The organism is Variovorax paradoxus (assembly GCF_009498455.1).
In the GTDB taxonomy this organism is placed as follows: domain Bacteria; phylum Pseudomonadota; class Gammaproteobacteria; order Burkholderiales; family Burkholderiaceae_C; genus Variovorax; species Variovorax paradoxus_H.
The window spans coordinates 6936415-6950894 of sequence record NZ_CP045644.1 but is presented as its reverse complement, the minus strand read 5'-3'; the positions used below and the strand labels follow the sequence as shown (position 1 = coordinate 6950894).

At 66.7% G+C, this 14480-nt stretch carries 13 protein-coding genes; 3 read left to right on the top strand and 10 right to left on the bottom strand.

The features are described from left to right. Positions 1-19: 19 nt before the first annotated feature. Positions 20-1372, top strand: coding sequence for a sensor histidine kinase (locus tag GFK26_RS32260; protein ID WP_153285560.1), 1353 nt, complete (start codon positions 20-22; stop codon positions 1370-1372). Positions 1373-1388: 16 nt separating this feature from the next. Then, positions 1389-1613, top strand: coding sequence for an oxidoreductase-like domain-containing protein (locus GFK26_RS32255; RefSeq protein ID WP_153285559.1), 225 nt, complete (start codon positions 1389-1391; stop codon positions 1611-1613). Here GFK26_RS32255 and GFK26_RS32250 read toward each other — a convergent pair. The 10 genes from GFK26_RS32250 to GFK26_RS32205 form a co-directional block, all read right to left on the bottom strand. Continuing rightward, a complete protein-coding gene (locus GFK26_RS32250; protein WP_153285558.1) occupies positions 1607-3040 on the bottom strand; it encodes a hypothetical protein in 1434 nt (477 codons plus the stop codon). The two genes, GFK26_RS32255 and GFK26_RS32250, sit on opposite strands and share 7 nt — an antisense overlap. 54 nt (positions 3041-3094) lie before the next feature. Then, positions 3095-3571: a nucleoside deaminase gene (locus tag GFK26_RS32245; protein ID WP_153285557.1), complete on the bottom strand. Its 477-nt coding sequence runs from the start codon at positions 3569-3571 to the stop codon at positions 3095-3097. A gap of 11 nt (positions 3572-3582) precedes the next feature. Next, the gene (locus GFK26_RS32240) at positions 3583-4353 is read right to left on the bottom strand and encodes an ABC transporter permease (RefSeq protein ID WP_153285556.1); all 771 of its coding nucleotides are present in this window, start codon (positions 4351-4353) and stop codon (positions 3583-3585) included. Positions 4354-4363: 10 nt separating this feature from the next. After that, positions 4364-5218: an ABC transporter ATP-binding protein gene (locus GFK26_RS32235; RefSeq protein ID WP_153285555.1), complete on the bottom strand. Its 855-nt coding sequence runs from the start codon at positions 5216-5218 to the stop codon at positions 4364-4366. Then, a complete protein-coding gene (locus GFK26_RS32230; RefSeq protein ID WP_153285554.1) occupies positions 5218-6252 on the bottom strand; it encodes an ABC transporter substrate-binding protein in 1035 nt (344 codons plus the stop codon). The genes GFK26_RS32235 and GFK26_RS32230 overlap by 1 nt, the downstream gene beginning before the upstream one ends. A 154-nt stretch (positions 6253-6406) precedes the next feature. Further along, positions 6407-7405, bottom strand: coding sequence for a TRAP transporter substrate-binding protein (locus GFK26_RS32225; RefSeq protein ID WP_153285553.1), 999 nt, complete (start codon positions 7403-7405; stop codon positions 6407-6409). A 53-nt stretch (positions 7406-7458) separates the two neighbouring features. Then, on the bottom strand, positions 7459-8724 hold the full coding sequence (locus tag GFK26_RS32220; protein ID WP_153285552.1) for a TRAP transporter large permease: 1266 nt from the start codon (positions 8722-8724) through the stop codon (positions 7459-7461). 1 nt (position 8725) lies between these two features. Beyond that, positions 8726-9343, bottom strand: coding sequence for a TRAP transporter small permease (locus GFK26_RS32215; RefSeq protein ID WP_153285551.1), 618 nt, complete (start codon positions 9341-9343; stop codon positions 8726-8728). 35 nt (positions 9344-9378) lie between these two features. After that, positions 9379-10293, bottom strand: coding sequence for a dihydrodipicolinate synthase family protein (locus GFK26_RS32210; RefSeq protein ID WP_153285550.1), 915 nt, complete (start codon positions 10291-10293; stop codon positions 9379-9381). Between the two features lie 317 nt (positions 10294-10610). After that, positions 10611-12911 (bottom strand): NADP-dependent malic enzyme, encoded by a 2301-nt coding sequence (locus GFK26_RS32205; protein WP_153285549.1) that lies wholly within the window; start codon positions 12909-12911, stop codon positions 10611-10613. 229 nt (positions 12912-13140) lie between these two features. Between GFK26_RS32205 and GFK26_RS32200 the strand changes: the two genes are divergently transcribed. Then, a complete protein-coding gene (locus GFK26_RS32200; RefSeq protein ID WP_153285548.1) occupies positions 13141-14478 on the top strand; it encodes an NAD(P)/FAD-dependent oxidoreductase in 1338 nt (445 codons plus the stop codon). Positions 14479-14480 lie beyond the last annotated feature (2 nt).

Here is a 14480-nt window from a genome sequence, read left to right as displayed (position 1 = left end):
GAAGCACGAAGGCATTCCGATGAGCTTCAGCCTGCTTTCGCTGCGCTGGCGGCTGATCTGGAGCCTCATCCTCTTGCAGGTCGTGGTCGGCCTGCTGGTGATGGGCGGCTTCCTCTGGCTGGCCTGGGCGCTGGGCCGCGTGGTCGACGAGAACGGCCAGGAGACGGTGGCATCGATCCAGCGCGCCCTGACGCGCGACGCCGCCGGCCACCTGGTGGCCGAGCCCACGAGCGCGCTGGAGCGGCTGCAGAAGGCCGATCCGCAGTTCTGGTTCATCGTGCGCGACCCGCGCGGGGGCCAGCTGCGCCACGGCGAGGTGCCGCCCGCCTACCTGCGGCTGCTCGGTGCGCTCGACGGCACCGACCGCATGGCCATCGACCCCGAGGCCGACGGCACGCGGCCCAAGGCCCGCTTCGAACGCGTCGAATCGCGCGCGGGCCCCGTGGCCGTCATGGCGCAGACCGGCGGCCCGCTCACGCTGGAGAACACGCTCAAGGGCACCGGCATCGCCTTCCTTTTCCTGGTGGCGCCGATGGCGCTCGTGACCTGCCTGGGCGTGATCCTGGCGACGCCCTTCGTGGTGAAGCGCGGCCTGAAGGGCGTCGTGGCCACGGCGGAGCATGCCGAAGGCATCGATGTGCACGAGCGCACCACGCGCCTGCCGCTGGCCAACGTGGCAAGCGAGATCCGCCCGCTGGTCAATGCGGTCAACCGCGCCTTCGACCGGCTCAACGAAGGCTACGACCGGCAGGAGCGCTTTCTGGCCGATGCCGCGCACGAGCTGCGCACGCCGATCACCACGCTGCAGATCCATCTCGAAGGCCTGCCGAACGATCCGCTGAAGATGAAGCTGATGCAGGCCTCGGCGCGGCTCGCCACGCTGGCCGAGCAGCTGCTCGATCTGCAGCGGCTCGACCACGGCCTGTCGCTGGACCAGCAGGTCGAACTGAAGTCGCTCTGCGAGCGCGTGGCGGCCGACATCGCGCCGCTGGCGATCCGCAGCCGCTGCACAATGTCGGTCGATGCGCCGCAGCCGCTCACGGTGCGCGGCGACGCGCCCTCGCTCGAACGCGCGCTCACCAACCTGATCCAGAACGCCATCGAACACGGCGGGCCGGGCTGCGACATCCAGGTGCGGCTGTGCGAGCCCTCGTGCATCGAGGTGCGCGACTCGGGCCCCGGCATTCCCGAGGCCGACCGCGAGCGCGTGGTGGCGCCGTTCCACCGGCTCGTGCCGCGCGGCCGCGGCGCCGGGCTGGGCCTGCACCTCGTGGCCGAGGTGGCGCGGCTGCACCGTGGCCAGTTGAGCATCGGGTCGTGCGAATCGGGCGGCGCGAAGATGCGGCTCGAGTTGATGAATCTCGATGCGTGAAGAAGAACCGTCTGCCATGAATGCCATCGACCGGCTGCCCGAACCCACGAACCTTGTCGGTGCGCAAGCGTTGATTGCGCGCGTGCAGGCGATGCTTGATGCCGAAGGCATTGCGATGCGTGCGCCGCCGCCGGAGCCGACCACCTGTTGCGGGCGTGGCTGCAATGGGTGCGTGTGGGAAGGGTGGCTGGCGGCGGTGGCTTATTGGCGGGATGAGGCGTCGTTGCTGCTGGATCAGTAGAAGCGGGGCCGCAGCACCTTCATCGTTTCCGCACCCGGCAGCTGGTCGACAAACAGATGCTCTGCGACCAGGTAGCGCCCCACCACGCTGCGCAGATCGGGGGACTCGTACACCGTCACGGTGTCGTGGCGTTCGGTGTACATCAGCTGGTAGGTCGGGCCTTCCTTCAGCATGTAGAAGCAGCCATCGCTGCTGACTCGCTCGGTCCTGATCCTGCCTTCGTACCAACGGGTGGCCATCGCGTGATCCACCAGCGCATGAGCGTCGATCGTGAACACTGCGCGGCACTCCTCGGGCGTGAAGTCGTCGCACAGCGCTGTGCCGTCTTCGCCGTTGTAGGCCTTGTGGATCAGGTCCGATCCTGTGTTTAGCAGCAAGGCGTCGATTTGTGCGTGGCGGTCCGGCGGCTGCACCATCTGGTAGGGGACGACCAACGCAGGCGTGGCGACGTTGGCGATGTGAAAGGGCGCGACACCCATTTCCCGGCTGGTGGACAACGCCAGGTACCAGCGTTCCTGCGCCTCGCGCGGTGTCCTGCGCGTGGCCGTCACGGTGCCGACATAGTGCACGCGGCGTTCGCCCGTGCCGGTGAGCGTGGATGGAACGACGTCAGCGCGGCCCGCGCCCCAGAACTGATCTTTCAACGACCAATCGCCATCCACCGGATCGTTCAGGGTCTGGACGATGAGGTCCGCGATGATCTGCGGTGGTGCCTGCGTGGGTTGGCCGTCCACCGATGCCGGCACCACGGCATCGACCCGGAACGCCATCGGTTCGCCGAGGCGAAAGCTTTCATCGCGACTGATGTGAATCGCTTCGAGCGCCCGGCGCCTTGGCTGCGGCACGGCGCTTCGCACGAGGGTGTAGACGGCCACCAGCGTCAGCACGCCGAAGATCGGAAACACCGGCAGCCCCACCAGCAGCCACAGCAGGTTCCAACCGCCCTCCAACGACCAGCGCAGCGCGTTGAAGCCGAAGGCGGCAAAGAAGGCCAGCACCGCCAGCGCGACCAGCGATCCCAGCCAGTCGGTGATGCTGGTTCGCTGGGGGGCATCTGAAGGCGGCGGCGCCGGAGACGTCCACGACGTGTCGTGCCGCTGCACGATGCGCGGCAGGCCGGTCACGCGCGGTTCGGGCAGGGGCGTCCAGAAGCTGTCGTCCTGCGCGGCCAGCGCGATCGTGCGAACGCCATCGCTGTGTTCAATCTGCAGCGAGGCCTGCGCGACGCCGTCGTGCGCCGTGTCCTCGAAGCCCAGCGGCCGCGCATCAAACACGCGGTGGTAGCGGCGCTGCTCGACGTCGACGATCAGCGCGTCCGCACCCGCCGATGCCGCATGAAAGCGCTCGTCGGAAGACACAAACCCTTCGGACAGCGGCAGCGCCAGAACCCGTGCGAGGACGTCAAGGTAAGAGTGGGGATCAGACATGCGTCCGAGCCCTGACCGGCGATCCGCGCCGCGCGAACAGGCGGTGCGGGCCCACTAGCGCGATTCCCAGAACCCCCGGTGCGTCGCGATCATCTCCTCGGCCACCTCGGGCACCGGGCCGATCACCTCGACCGGCTTCTGCCCGCGCGCGAAGACCTCGCGGCAGGGCAGGCTCAGCGTCGGGTTCTCGGGGTGGTCGCCGGTGAGTGCGAGCAGCGCGGATTCTTCCGCGCCGTACACGATGCGCCCGATGTTGGCCCAGTAGCTCGTGCCCGCGCACATGGCGCAGGGCTCGAAGGTGGTCACCAGCGTGCACTGCCACAGGTACGCGGCCGGCCAGTTCTGCGCCGCGTGGCGCGCGAGCGTGGCCTCCGCGTGATGCACCGTGTCGATGTTGCCCTGCTCGGCGAGGATGGTCTCGCCGTCGGGCGCGACGAGCACGGCGCCGAAGGGGTGGCGGCCCATGGCCATGGCGCGTCGCGCCACGGCGTCGGCGCGACGCAGCGCGCGGGTGATCTGTTCGGGAGTCATGCCCCCATTATTTATTGGTTCTGCGACCCGCGATGCGCCCAGCCGGTCGTGTGCTTTTCGATCAGGCTGAAGAGTTCGTACATGACCATCGCCATCGCGCCCACCACCATCAGGCCCGCGAAGGCCAGGCCCATTTGCATGGCCGAGCCGGCCGAGATCAGCAGGTAGCCGATGCCCTCGTTGGCGGCCGTCATCTCCGACACCGTGGTGCCGACGAAGGCCAGCGTGATCGCCACCTTCAGCGAGCCGAAGAAGTAGGGCATGGAGCGCGGCAGGCCGATCTTGATGAGCACGTCCCAGCGCTTGGCGCCCAGCACGCGCAGCACGTCTTCCAGCTCGGGTTCGAGCGTGGCCAGGCCGGTCGCGATGTTCACCATGATCGGGAAGAAGCTGATCAAGAACGCCGTGAGAATCGCCGGCCCGATGCCGATGCCGAACCACACGACCAGGATCGGCACGAAGGCCGCCTTGGGCAGTGCGTTGAAGGCCGTCATGAGCGGGTAGATCGCTGCATAGGCCAGGCGCGAACTGCCGATGACGAAGCCCATGAGCACGCCCACCACGATCGCCAGGCCGAAGCCCGCCATCGTGACCCAGTAGGTGCGCCACGCGTGGCCCGCGATGATGGCCTTGAACTCCCAGAACTGCTCCCAGATGCGCAGCGGGCTTGGAAAGATGAAGTCCGACACGCCGAAGCCCGCGCAGATCACCTGCCACAGCAGGAGCACCGCCACGAGCAGCAGCCAGGGCGACCAGCGTTCGAGTTGTTTGCTGTTGTTCATTGCCGCGTCCTCAGTGCGTGGCCGCCGCAGCGGAGGTGGCGGCGTTGCCGCGGATCGCGCCGATGTGGCTGCGCAACTCAAGCACGATGTCGGTGAACTCCTTGGTGTAGGTCAGCTCCAGCTCGCGTGGACGCGGCAGGTCGATCTCGCGCTTCACCACGAAGCGTCCCGGGCTCTTGCTCATCACGTACACCGTGTCGGCCAGGAACACCGACTCGCGCAGGTCGTGCGTGACCAGGATCACGTTGAACTGCTGCTCGGTCCAGAGGTCGCGCAGGATGCACCACAGCTCTTCGCGCGTGAATGCGTCGAGCGCGCCGAAGGGCTCGTCGAGCAGCAGCATCTTGGGCTCGTGGATGAGCGCGCGGCAGATGCTCGCGCGCTGCTGCATGCCGCCCGAGAGCTGCCACGGAAACTTGTCCTCGTAGCCGCCCAGGCCCACCTTCTGCAGCAGGCGGCGGGCGCGTTCGACGTACTCCTTGCGCTTGGCCTTGAAGTTCGAGCGGTAGGGCTCGACGATTTCCAGCGGCAGCAGCACGTTGTCGACCGTGGTGCGCCACGGCAGCAGCGAGGGCGCCTGGAAGGCCATGCCGGAAATCTTCAGCGGCCCGGTCACGGGCTGGCCGTCGATGCGGATCTTGCCCATCGAAGGCATCTTCAGCCCCGTGGTGAGCTTCATGAAGGTCGACTTGCCGCAGCCCGAGGGGCCGACGATGGCGATGAACTCGCCGCGTGTCACCTTCAGGTCGATGGCCTCGACCGCGAAGTGGTTGGCGCGCAGCAGCTCTTCGTTGTAGGCGAGCCAGACGTCCTGGAAATCGACGAAGGGGGCGGCTGCGTCGGGTGCCGTTGCGCCGGCCGCCATCACTTGCGCAGGATTCCGCTGAGCTCAGCCGCGGGCGGGAGCATGGTTGCGGTCCACACGGCGTCGGGGCTCACGCGCGTCTTGGTGTTGAAGGCGTCCGACACCTGCGAAGCCATGAGCGACATGCGGCCCGCATTGACGGCACCGAAGCCTTCGCTGCGCGCGTCGGCGCTGTTGATGACGGTGTCGATGGCCAGCTGCAGGCGGCGCGTCTCGAGCTTGCTGTCGATGATGCCGTCGCGCGCCTTCACCGACTCGATGGCCACTGCCGGGTTGGCGATGACTTCCTTGGCGCCCTTGGCAAAGGCCGAGAGGAACTTCTTCACCGCCGCGGGGTTGTCCTTGAGCAGCTTGGGCGAGGCGATGATGACGTTGCCGTACAGCTTCACGCCGTAGTCGGGGTAGGTCAGGACGACCACGTCGGACGCCTTGGCGCCGCGCGCTTCCAGGTTGAGCAGCGAGGTGAAGGTGAAGCCCGTGATGGCGTCGATGTCGCCGCGCACCAGCATCGTTTCGCGCAGCGTCGGGTCCATGGCGGTCCAGTTCACGGCGCCGACGTTGTTGGCCTTCGCAAAGATCGGGAACGCGCGGCGGCCCGCGTCGAACACCGGCGCGCCGAGCTTCTTGCCGGCGAGGTCGGCCGGCTTGGTGATGCCGCTCTTCTTGAGCGCCATGACCGAGGCCGGCGTGTTGTTGTAGACCATCATCACGGCGACCGGCTTGTTCGGGCTGTCGGGGTTGTTGGCGTGGAACTCCATCAGCGCCGCGAGGTCGGCAAAGCCCATGTCATAGGCGCCCGAGGCCACGCGCGTCACGGTGCCGCCCGAGCCGTTGCCGGCGTCGATGGTCACGTCCAGGCCGGCGGCCTTGAAGTAGCCCTTGGCCGCCGGATGCAGGAACAGCGCGGCCGGACCTTCGAAACGCCAGTCGAGCTGGAACTTGATCGGCGTCGGGCTCTGGGCAAAGGCCGAAGACAGGCCAAAGCTGAGGGCCGAGGCGGCGAGGAAGGACTGGAGCAGGTGACGCTTGTTCATGAAGGTTCCGAAATGTGAATGCTTCGGCATTCAAGCAAAAACGGTGCCCGCACGCGATTGGTGCGAACCCTTCCGGTGAATCACTGAGGTGCGTGGCCCGCCCAAGGCGTGTGCGGTGTGCACCGCTCTTGGGAATCGGGGCCTTGAGCCGTCGTCAGAGCGCCGCGCCGATCTTGCGCAGCTCGGCGATCTGTGGCGCCTTGGGCAGCCAGATCTTGTCGAACTCGGCGATGACCGGCGCGGGGTTGTAGTTGCTGGCGCTCTTGAACGCGATGCCGCTGGCCTTGAACTTGTCGATGAGGCCGAGCTCGGTGGTCACGATGTCCTTGATCTGCGCGTCGAGCTGCTGCTTCACGAGGTCGGTGATGAGCGCCTTGTCCTTCGCGTCGAGCGTCTGCCAGATGCGGCCCGACACCAGCGGCGCGAAGGGCATGAACAGCGCGTTCATCGGCAGCAGGGTTTTCGCGACGCGGTCGAAGCGCTGGTTCCACGAGAACTCGATGTCGGCTTCGAGCCCGTCGACCTGGCCGTTGGACATGGCGTCGAACACGCCCGGCGTGGGAATGGGCGTGGGCGCGGCGCCCAGCAGTTGATAAAAGTCGCGGTACACCGGCGTGGGGTTGATGCGCAGCTTCATGCCCTTCAGGTCGGTGGGCGAGGCGATGTCCTTGGTCGCGAACACCACGCGCATGCCGGTGATGCCCCAGCCCAGGCCGATGGTGCCGGTCTCGCGCGGCAGCACGTCGAGCAGCTTGAGCGCCGCGGGCGTGCGCACGAGCGAAGCGACGTTGGTGGTCGAGCGCACGAGGTAGGGCGCGTTGATGGCCGCCACGCTCGCCACGCGCGAGCCGAGTTCGGCCGCCTGGATCCAGCCCATGTCGAGCGCGCCCGACTGCAGCTGCTGCATCATGGCCGACTCGTTGCCGAGCTGGCCCGAGTGGAACACCGTGGCGCTCAGGCGGCCGTCGGTGGCCTTCTTCAGCGCCTCGCCGAAGCTCACCGCGGCGCGGTTCCACGAGTGCCCCGCGGGCGTGATGAGGCCCAGGCGGAATTCCTTGGCGGCGGCGGCACGCGACACGGTGCCGAAGAGGGCGGTCGATGCGGCAGCGGTGCCGGCGGCGGCCTGGACGAACTGGCGGCGGGAGAGAGGCATGCGAAGCTCCGGTGGGTGAGGTGAAGTGAAGGAACGGGAAAGCGGATCGGCGCTTACTTGAGGAGCGCGAGAGACAGACTCGGGAACAGCGACAGCAGCACCAGCGCCGCACAGCAGATCAGGAAGAAGGGCAGCGTGACGATGAACATCTTTCCGGGCTTGGCACCCGTCACCGCCGACGCCACGAAGAAGCTCAGCCCCACCGGCGGCGTCATCAACCCGAGCACGAGGTTGATGACCACCACCACGCCGAAGTGGCGCGGGTCGATGCCGTAGATTTCGGTCGCAATGGGCAGCAGGATCGGCACGGTCATGATCAGCCCGGGGATGCCGTCGATCACGGTGCCGATCACCAGCAGGATCACGTTCACCAGCAGCAGGAAGGCAATCGGGTCCTTGGCCACGGTCTGGATCCACGCGGCGGTGGCCTGCGGCACCTTGCCGTAGATCAGCAGCCACGAGAACACCGCGGCCGCCGCCACCAGGAACAGCACCACCGCCGAGTAGATCGCCGACTTCAGCAGGATCTGCGGAATCATCGCGAAGCGGAATTCCTTGGTCACGTAGCGACCCACCAGCACCGCGGCCACCGCGCCCACCGCCGCCGATTCGGTGGGGTTGGCCAGGCCGCCAAGAATGGAGCCGACGATCACGATCGGAATGAGCAGCGTCGGGCAGGCCGTGAGGATCGTGTGCAGCCGCTGCCTGACGGTGCGCTTCTCGGTGCGCGGGTAGTTGTAGATCAGGCCCATGCAGGCGATGACGATGAAGAACAGCACCGTGAGGATCACGCCGGGAATGATCCCGGCGATGAGCATGTCGCCCACCGCCACCTGCGCGAGCACGCTGTACACCACGAACATCACCGAGGGCGGAATGATCGGGCCGAGCATGCCGCCGTACACCGTGATGCCGGCCGCGAAGGTCTTGTCGTAGCCCTGCTTCTCCATCTCGGGCACCATGATCTGGCTCATGATCGCCACCTGCGCGGTGGCCGATCCGATGATCGACGACACCAGCATGTTCGCCAGGATGTTCACGTAGGCCAGGCCCCCCTTCACCGAGCCGATGAAGGCCAGCGCGAGGTCGACCAGCCGCTTTGTGATGCCGCCACCGTTCATGATCTCGCCGATGAGGATGAACAGCGGAATCGCAATGAGGCTGTAGCTGTCGACGCCGCCGAACATCTGCACCGGGAACGACTGGAACAGCACCGTGTCGCCCGAGTTGAGGATGTAGACGATGCCCGACAGGCACAGGCAGGCACCGATCGGCACGCCGACCAGCATGATCAGCAGGAAAAAGGCAGAGGTCAGCATTTCAGTTCACGGCGTCCGCGTTGGCGACATGGAACTCGTCATGCGTGCGCTTGGGCTGCAGGCCGAGGTCTTCGAGGAGGTTGGCCAGCGCATGCACGCTGAGGGTGAGCGAGAAGATCGGCAGGATGAGCTGCACCAGCCACGTCGGCCAGTCGAGCGTCTGCGTGCGCTCGGTGTAGAGAAAGTTGAAGCTCTCGGCCGCGAACTCCTTCGCGTCGAAGCCGTGGCGCACGATGCCGGCCGGGTCCATCCACAGCCAGCACATCGCGAGCAGGGCCAGCCCGAGCAGCAGCACGCAGCCCGAGGCGCCGGCCTTGGCGATGCGCACGGCCCGGGCGCCGAGCTTGTCGGTGAGCAGCGTCACCGCAAAGTCCAGGCGCAGCCGCGTCATCGCCGACGCACCGATGAAGGTGAGCCAGACCACGCAGTACACCGACGCCTCGTCCACCCAGTAGATCGGAAAGCCGCCGTAGCGCGTGACCACGTTCAGCAGCACCAGCACGATGAGCAACCCCATCAGGCTGCTGAGCAGGTGGCGCTCGCAGCGCAGGACAAAGTCCGACGCGTCGAGCACGCGGCGGGACAGGCCGCCGCGTTCTTTCAAGGCGTTTTCTTGCATGGTGTTCTGGGCCTTCGGTGCGTCGTGCGAAAGAGTCAGGCGACCGACTGGTACTGCGTGGGACGCGTGGCCAGCGCCTTGGCGACGACCTTCTCGATGAAGGCGCGCTCTTCGCCGATGAGCGGCAGGCGCGGGCGGCGCATGTGCTCGGTGCCCACGCCGACCAGCAGGTCGATGAGCTTGAGGTTCTGCACCAGCTTGGTCGACACGTCCAGATGCAGCATCGGCGTCATCCACTGGTAGAGCTTGAGCGCCTCGGCAAACTTGCCGGCCTTCATCAGGTCGTACAGCGCCACCGTCTCGCGCGGGAAGGCGCAGCCGACACCGGCCAGCAGGCCGTCGCAGCCCAGGGCGAGGCCTTCGTAGGCCAGGTCGTCCACGCCCAGGAACAGCTGGTAGCGGTCGCCCACCGTGTTGCGCAGGTCGGTGATGCGGCGGATGTTGTCGGTGCTCTCCTTGATGGCCGCGATCCACTCGCAGTCGGCCAGCTCGACCATGTGCTCGGGCTTCAGGTCCACGCGGTAGGCCACCGGGTTGTTGTAGACCATGATGGGTTTCTGGGCCGCGTTGGCGATGGTGCGCACGTTGAGCATGGCTTCGCGCGCGTCGGCCACGTAGATCACCGAGGGCATGACCATGTAGCCGGCCACGCCCAGCTTGTTGGCGCCGTCCACGTAGCGCAGGGCTTCGCGGGTGCTGGTTTCCGACACGTTGGCCAGCACGGGGATGCGGCCATCGGCGGCTTCCAGGGCGATCTTCGCGACCTGCAGTTTTTCTTCGAGCGTCAGCGTGCTGGCTTCGCCGAGCGAACCGCAGGTGACGAGGCCGTGGATGCCGTTGCGGATCTGGAAGTCGATGTGGCGGGCGGTGCCCTCGGCGTCGATGCTTTCGTCGGCGTGGAACTTGGTGGTGATGGCGGGGAAGATGCCTTGCCAGCGGGGATTGCTCATGAACGTGTACCTCGAAAAAGAAGAGAAAGGGCGCTGCGGACAGCGGGTGGAACCAGGGTCTGAAGGCTTGGTTTCTAAATATATTAGTAAGATATGTGAAATATCCGCTCAGGGTATTAGCAGATTGCGTGCCAGTCGAAATGGTGGTTGAACGCGTCGGAAACGGGCGATCGGATGCCCGGAAGCACCGCCTTGGCGCACCTGCGCACCGGGCGCCTCAGGGAGCGGCGGACGAAAAAAAGCCCCGCTGCGGTGAACGCGGCGGGGCGTGCGGCTCGCGACGGAGCCGGTGGGGCGCGGTGACTACGTCAGCGCCATCAGTCCTGGGCCTTCACTTTCGCCACGGCCAGCGCCGTCATGTTGATGATGCGGCGCACCGTTGCCGAGGGCGTCAGCACGTGGGCCGAGCTTGCGCCGCCCAGCAGGATCGGGCCCACCGTGATGCCGTTCGCGCCGGTCATCTTCAGCACGTTGTAGAGGATGTGGGCCGAGTCGAGGTTGGGGCACACCAGCAGGTTGGCCTCGCCGCTGAGCGTGGTCTCGGGCAGGGCGGTGCGGCGGATCTCGTCGGACAGCGCGGCGTCGCCGTGCATCTCGCCGTCGCACTCGATGTCGGGGGCCATCTGCGAGAACAGCTCGCGCGCCAGGCGCATCTTGCGCGCCGAGCCGCGGCTGGAGGTGCCGTAGTTCGAGTGCGACAGGAACGCCACCTTCGGCGGCAGGCCGAAACGGCGCACCTCTTCGGCGGCCATCACGGCGATGCTGGCCAGCAGCTCGGCACTCGGGTCTTCGTTCACGTTGGTGTCGGTGATGAACACCGTGCGCTTCTCGAGCGTGAGCGCGTTCAGCGTGGCAAAGCCGGGCGCGCCGCGCTTCAGGCCGATCAGGTTGCGGATGTGCTCCAGGTGCACGTCGAAGCGCCCGACCAGGCCGCAGATCATCGCGTCGGCGTCGCCCAGGTGCAGCATCAGCGCGGCGATGGTCGTGTTGGAGCGGCGCACCATCGTCTTGGCGGCCTCGGGCGTCACGCCGCGGCGGCCCATGAGCTTGTGGAAGCTCTCCCAGTAGGTGCGAAAGCGCGGATCGTCCTCGGGGTTCACGATCTCGAAGTCGGTGCCGGGGCGGATGTGCAGGCCGGCCTTCTGGATGCGTGCCTCGATCACGGCGGGGCGGCCCACCAGGATGGGCTGGGCCAGGCCTTCGTCGACCGCCCACTGCGCAGCACGCAGCACGCGCTCGTCTTCGCCTTCGGCGTAGGCCACGCGCTTGGTGGTGGAGATTTTTGCGGCGCTGAACACCGGGCGCATGAACATGCCCGTCTGGTAGACGAAGCGCGTCAGGTGCTGGCGATAGGCCTCCATGTCCTCGATGGGGCGCGCGGCCACGCCCGAGGCGGCGGCCGCCTTGGCCACGGCCGGCGCGATGCGCAAAATCAGGCGCGAATCGAAGGGCTTCGGAATGATGTAGTCGGGGCCGAAGGCCAGCTCCTGGCCGGCGTAGGCGGTGGCCACTTCTTCGCTGATGTCGGCCTTGGTGAGGTCGGCAATCTCGCGCACGCAGGCCAGCTTCATTTCTTCCGTGATCTTGCTCGCGCCGCAATCGAGCGCGCCGCGGAAGATGTACGGGAAGCACAGCACGTTGTTGACCTGGTTCGGGTAGTCCGAACGGCCCGTGGCAATGATGCAGTCGGGCCGCACGGCCTTGGCCAGCTCGGGGCGAATTTCAGGCTCGGGGTTGGCCAGCGCCAGGATGATCGGCTGCGTGCCCATGGTCTTGACCATCTCGGCGCTCATGACGCCGGGGGCCGAGCACCCCAGGAACACGTCGGCGTCCTTCACCACGTCGGCCAGGGTGCGGGCGCCGGTGTCCTTCTGGGCGTAGCGCGACTTCGATTCGTCGAAGCCGCCCGCGCGGCCCATGTAGATGAGGCCCTTGGAGTCGCAGGCGTAGATGTTGGCGGGCTTGGCGCCCAGGCCGACCATCACGTCCAGGCAGGCGATGGCGGCAGCGCCCGCGCCCGAGACGGCGATCTTCACGTCTTCGATCTTCTTGCCGACCAGTTCCAGGCCGTTGAGCAGTGCTGCGGCCGAGATGATGGCCGTGCCGTGCTGGTCGTCGTGGAACACCGGGATGTTCATGCGCTCGCGCAGCTTCTTCTCGATGTAGAAGCACTCGGGCGCCTTGATGTCTTCAAGGTTGATGCCGCCCAGCGTGGGCTCCAGCGCCGCAATGATGTCGACCAGCTTGTCGGGGTCGTTCTCGGCCAGCTCGATGTCGAACACGTCGATGCCGGCGAATTTCTTGAACAGGCAGCCTTTGCCTTCCATCACGGGCTTGGAGGCCAGCGGGCCGATGTTGCCCAGGCCCAGCACGGCGGTGCCGTTGGTGATGACGCCCACGAGGTTGCCGCGGGCGGTGTATTCGGCCGCGAGCGACGGGTCGGCCGCAATGTCGAGGCAGGGGTAGGCCACGCCCGGCGAATAAGCCAGCGACAGGTCGCGCTGGTTCAGCAGGGGCTTGGTGGGGGTGATCGAGATCTTGCCCTTGACGGGCGAGCGGTGGTATTCGCGCGCTGCTTCTCGAAGTGCTTCTTCAGCGGGGGACAGGGATGCAGCCATTTGAAAAGTCTCCTTGGTTCTGGCGGGCAATGAGGCTACCGCAAAAGCGGGGCCTCTTCTCTCGGGGGGAACGACGAGACCCTCTATCTTCGGCCGTATCGAGAGGGTCTGCCGACTGGCTAAACTTCAACACCCCCGTTTCAGGGGGACAAATCCGTGCCGCGCGGGCGGTGCGACGAACCATCGTCCTGGAACGACACAGCGACAGAACAACACGGAGGGACATCGAATGACACCCGGACCTTTCACCGGCACCGAGCCGGACGTCGTGGTCATCGGCGGAGGCCCGTCGGGCTCCACGGTGGCTGCCTTGCTCGCAGACAAGGGCCACGACGTGGTGCTGCTCGAGAAGGCGCAGCATCCGCGCTTTCACATCGGCGAATCGTTGCTGCCGATGAACATGCCGCTGTTCGACCGGCTCGGCGTGCGCACCGAGGTCGAGGCCATCGGCCTGCGCAAGCACGGCGCCGAGTTCGTCTCGCCCTGGCACGACCACACCAGCCACTTCGACTTCGGCCAGGCGATGGACAAGAGCTTTCCCTATGCGGTGCACGTGCGCCGTTCGGAGTTCGACGAGCTGCTGTTCCGCCATGCCGGCAAGCGCGGCGCGCGCACCTTCGAGGGCCGGCGCGTCACCGGCGTCGACATGGACGCCGGCAAGGGAACGCCCGACAACCGCCCGCTCGTGAAGGTCAAGGCCGACGACGGCACCGAGACCGAATGGCGCCCGCGCTTCGTGATCGACGCCAGCGGGCGCGACACGCTGCTGTCGAACCAGTTCGATGCCAAGCAGCGCAACCGCAAGCATGCGAGCGCGGCGCTGTACGGCCACTTCGCCAATGCCGAGCGCCGTCCGGGCCGCTTCGAGGGCAACATCTCGCTGTTCTGGTTCGACCACGGCTGGTTCTGGTACATCCCGCTGAAGGACGGCACCGTGAGCGTCGGCGCGGTGGCCTCGCCGGCCTACTTCAAGCGCCGCAAGGGCTCGCTCGAAGACTTCCTCATGGAAACCATCGCGCTCGCGCCCAAGCTGGCCGCGCGCCTGAAGAACGCCACGCTGATGGAAGGCGCCACCTCCACCGGCAACTACGCCTACGACTCCAAGTTCTGCCGCGGCGATCGTTTCATGATGGTGGGCGACGCCTATGCCTTCGTCGACCCGATGTTCTCGTCGGGCGTGTACCTGGCGATGAACAGCGGCTTCGAGGCCGCGACCTGCGCCGACCTCTGGCTCAAGGGCGAGGCGAAAGAGGCCGAGAAGGCCTTCCGGCATTACGAGAAGGTGATGAAGCACGGCCCGAAGATGTTCTCGTGGTTCATCTATCGCATCACCTCGCCCGCGATTCGCCGCCTGTTCATGGCGCCGCGCAACATCTGGCGCATGCAGGAGGCGCTCTTGTCCATCCTGGCCGGCGACCTGTTCCGCAACACGCCCATCGGGCCGCGCTTCTGGGGCTTCAAGGTGACGTACTACGCGTCGTGCATCGGCATCCTGCCGCAGGCCGTGAAGACCTGGGCATGGCGCCGGCGCAATCTGAAGGAATCGCTGGAAACGGCAAAGACCTAGTT

Bases quoted from the DNA above. Each gene is read 5' to 3' on its own strand.
- GFK26_RS32235 (WP_153285555.1), bottom strand. From the start codon at position 5,218: ATGGCGGCCGGCGCAACGGCACCCGACGCAGCCGCCCCCTTCGTCGAT.
- GFK26_RS32260 (WP_153285560.1), top strand. From the start codon at position 20: ATGAGCTTCAGCCTGCTTTCGCTGCGCTGGCGGCTGATCTGGAGCCTC.
- GFK26_RS32200 (WP_153285548.1), top strand. From the start codon at position 13,141: ATGACACCCGGACCTTTCACCGGCACCGAGCCGGACGTCGTGGTCATC.
- GFK26_RS32245 (WP_153285557.1), bottom strand. From the start codon at position 3,571: ATGACTCCCGAACAGATCACCCGCGCGCTGCGTCGCGCCGACGCCGTG.
- GFK26_RS32255 (WP_153285559.1), top strand. From the start codon at position 1,389: ATGAATGCCATCGACCGGCTGCCCGAACCCACGAACCTTGTCGGTGCG.
- GFK26_RS32240 (WP_153285556.1), bottom strand. From the start codon at position 4,353: ATGAACAACAGCAAACAACTCGAACGCTGGTCGCCCTGGCTGCTGCTC.
- GFK26_RS32230 (WP_153285554.1), bottom strand. From the start codon at position 6,252: ATGAACAAGCGTCACCTGCTCCAGTCCTTCCTCGCCGCCTCGGCCCTC.
- GFK26_RS32225 (WP_153285553.1), bottom strand. From the start codon at position 7,405: ATGCCTCTCTCCCGCCGCCAGTTCGTCCAGGCCGCCGCCGGCACCGCT.
- GFK26_RS32220 (WP_153285552.1), bottom strand. From the start codon at position 8,724: ATGCTGACCTCTGCCTTTTTCCTGCTGATCATGCTGGTCGGCGTGCCG.
- GFK26_RS32210 (WP_153285550.1), bottom strand. From the start codon at position 10,293: ATGAGCAATCCCCGCTGGCAAGGCATCTTCCCCGCCATCACCACCAAG.
- GFK26_RS32250 (WP_153285558.1), bottom strand. From the start codon at position 3,040: ATGTCTGATCCCCACTCTTACCTTGACGTCCTCGCACGGGTTCTGGCG.
- GFK26_RS32205 (WP_153285549.1), bottom strand. From the start codon at position 12,911: ATGGCTGCATCCCTGTCCCCCGCTGAAGAAGCACTTCGAGAAGCAGCG.
- GFK26_RS32215 (WP_153285551.1), bottom strand. From the start codon at position 9,343: ATGCAAGAAAACGCCTTGAAAGAACGCGGCGGCCTGTCCCGCCGCGTG.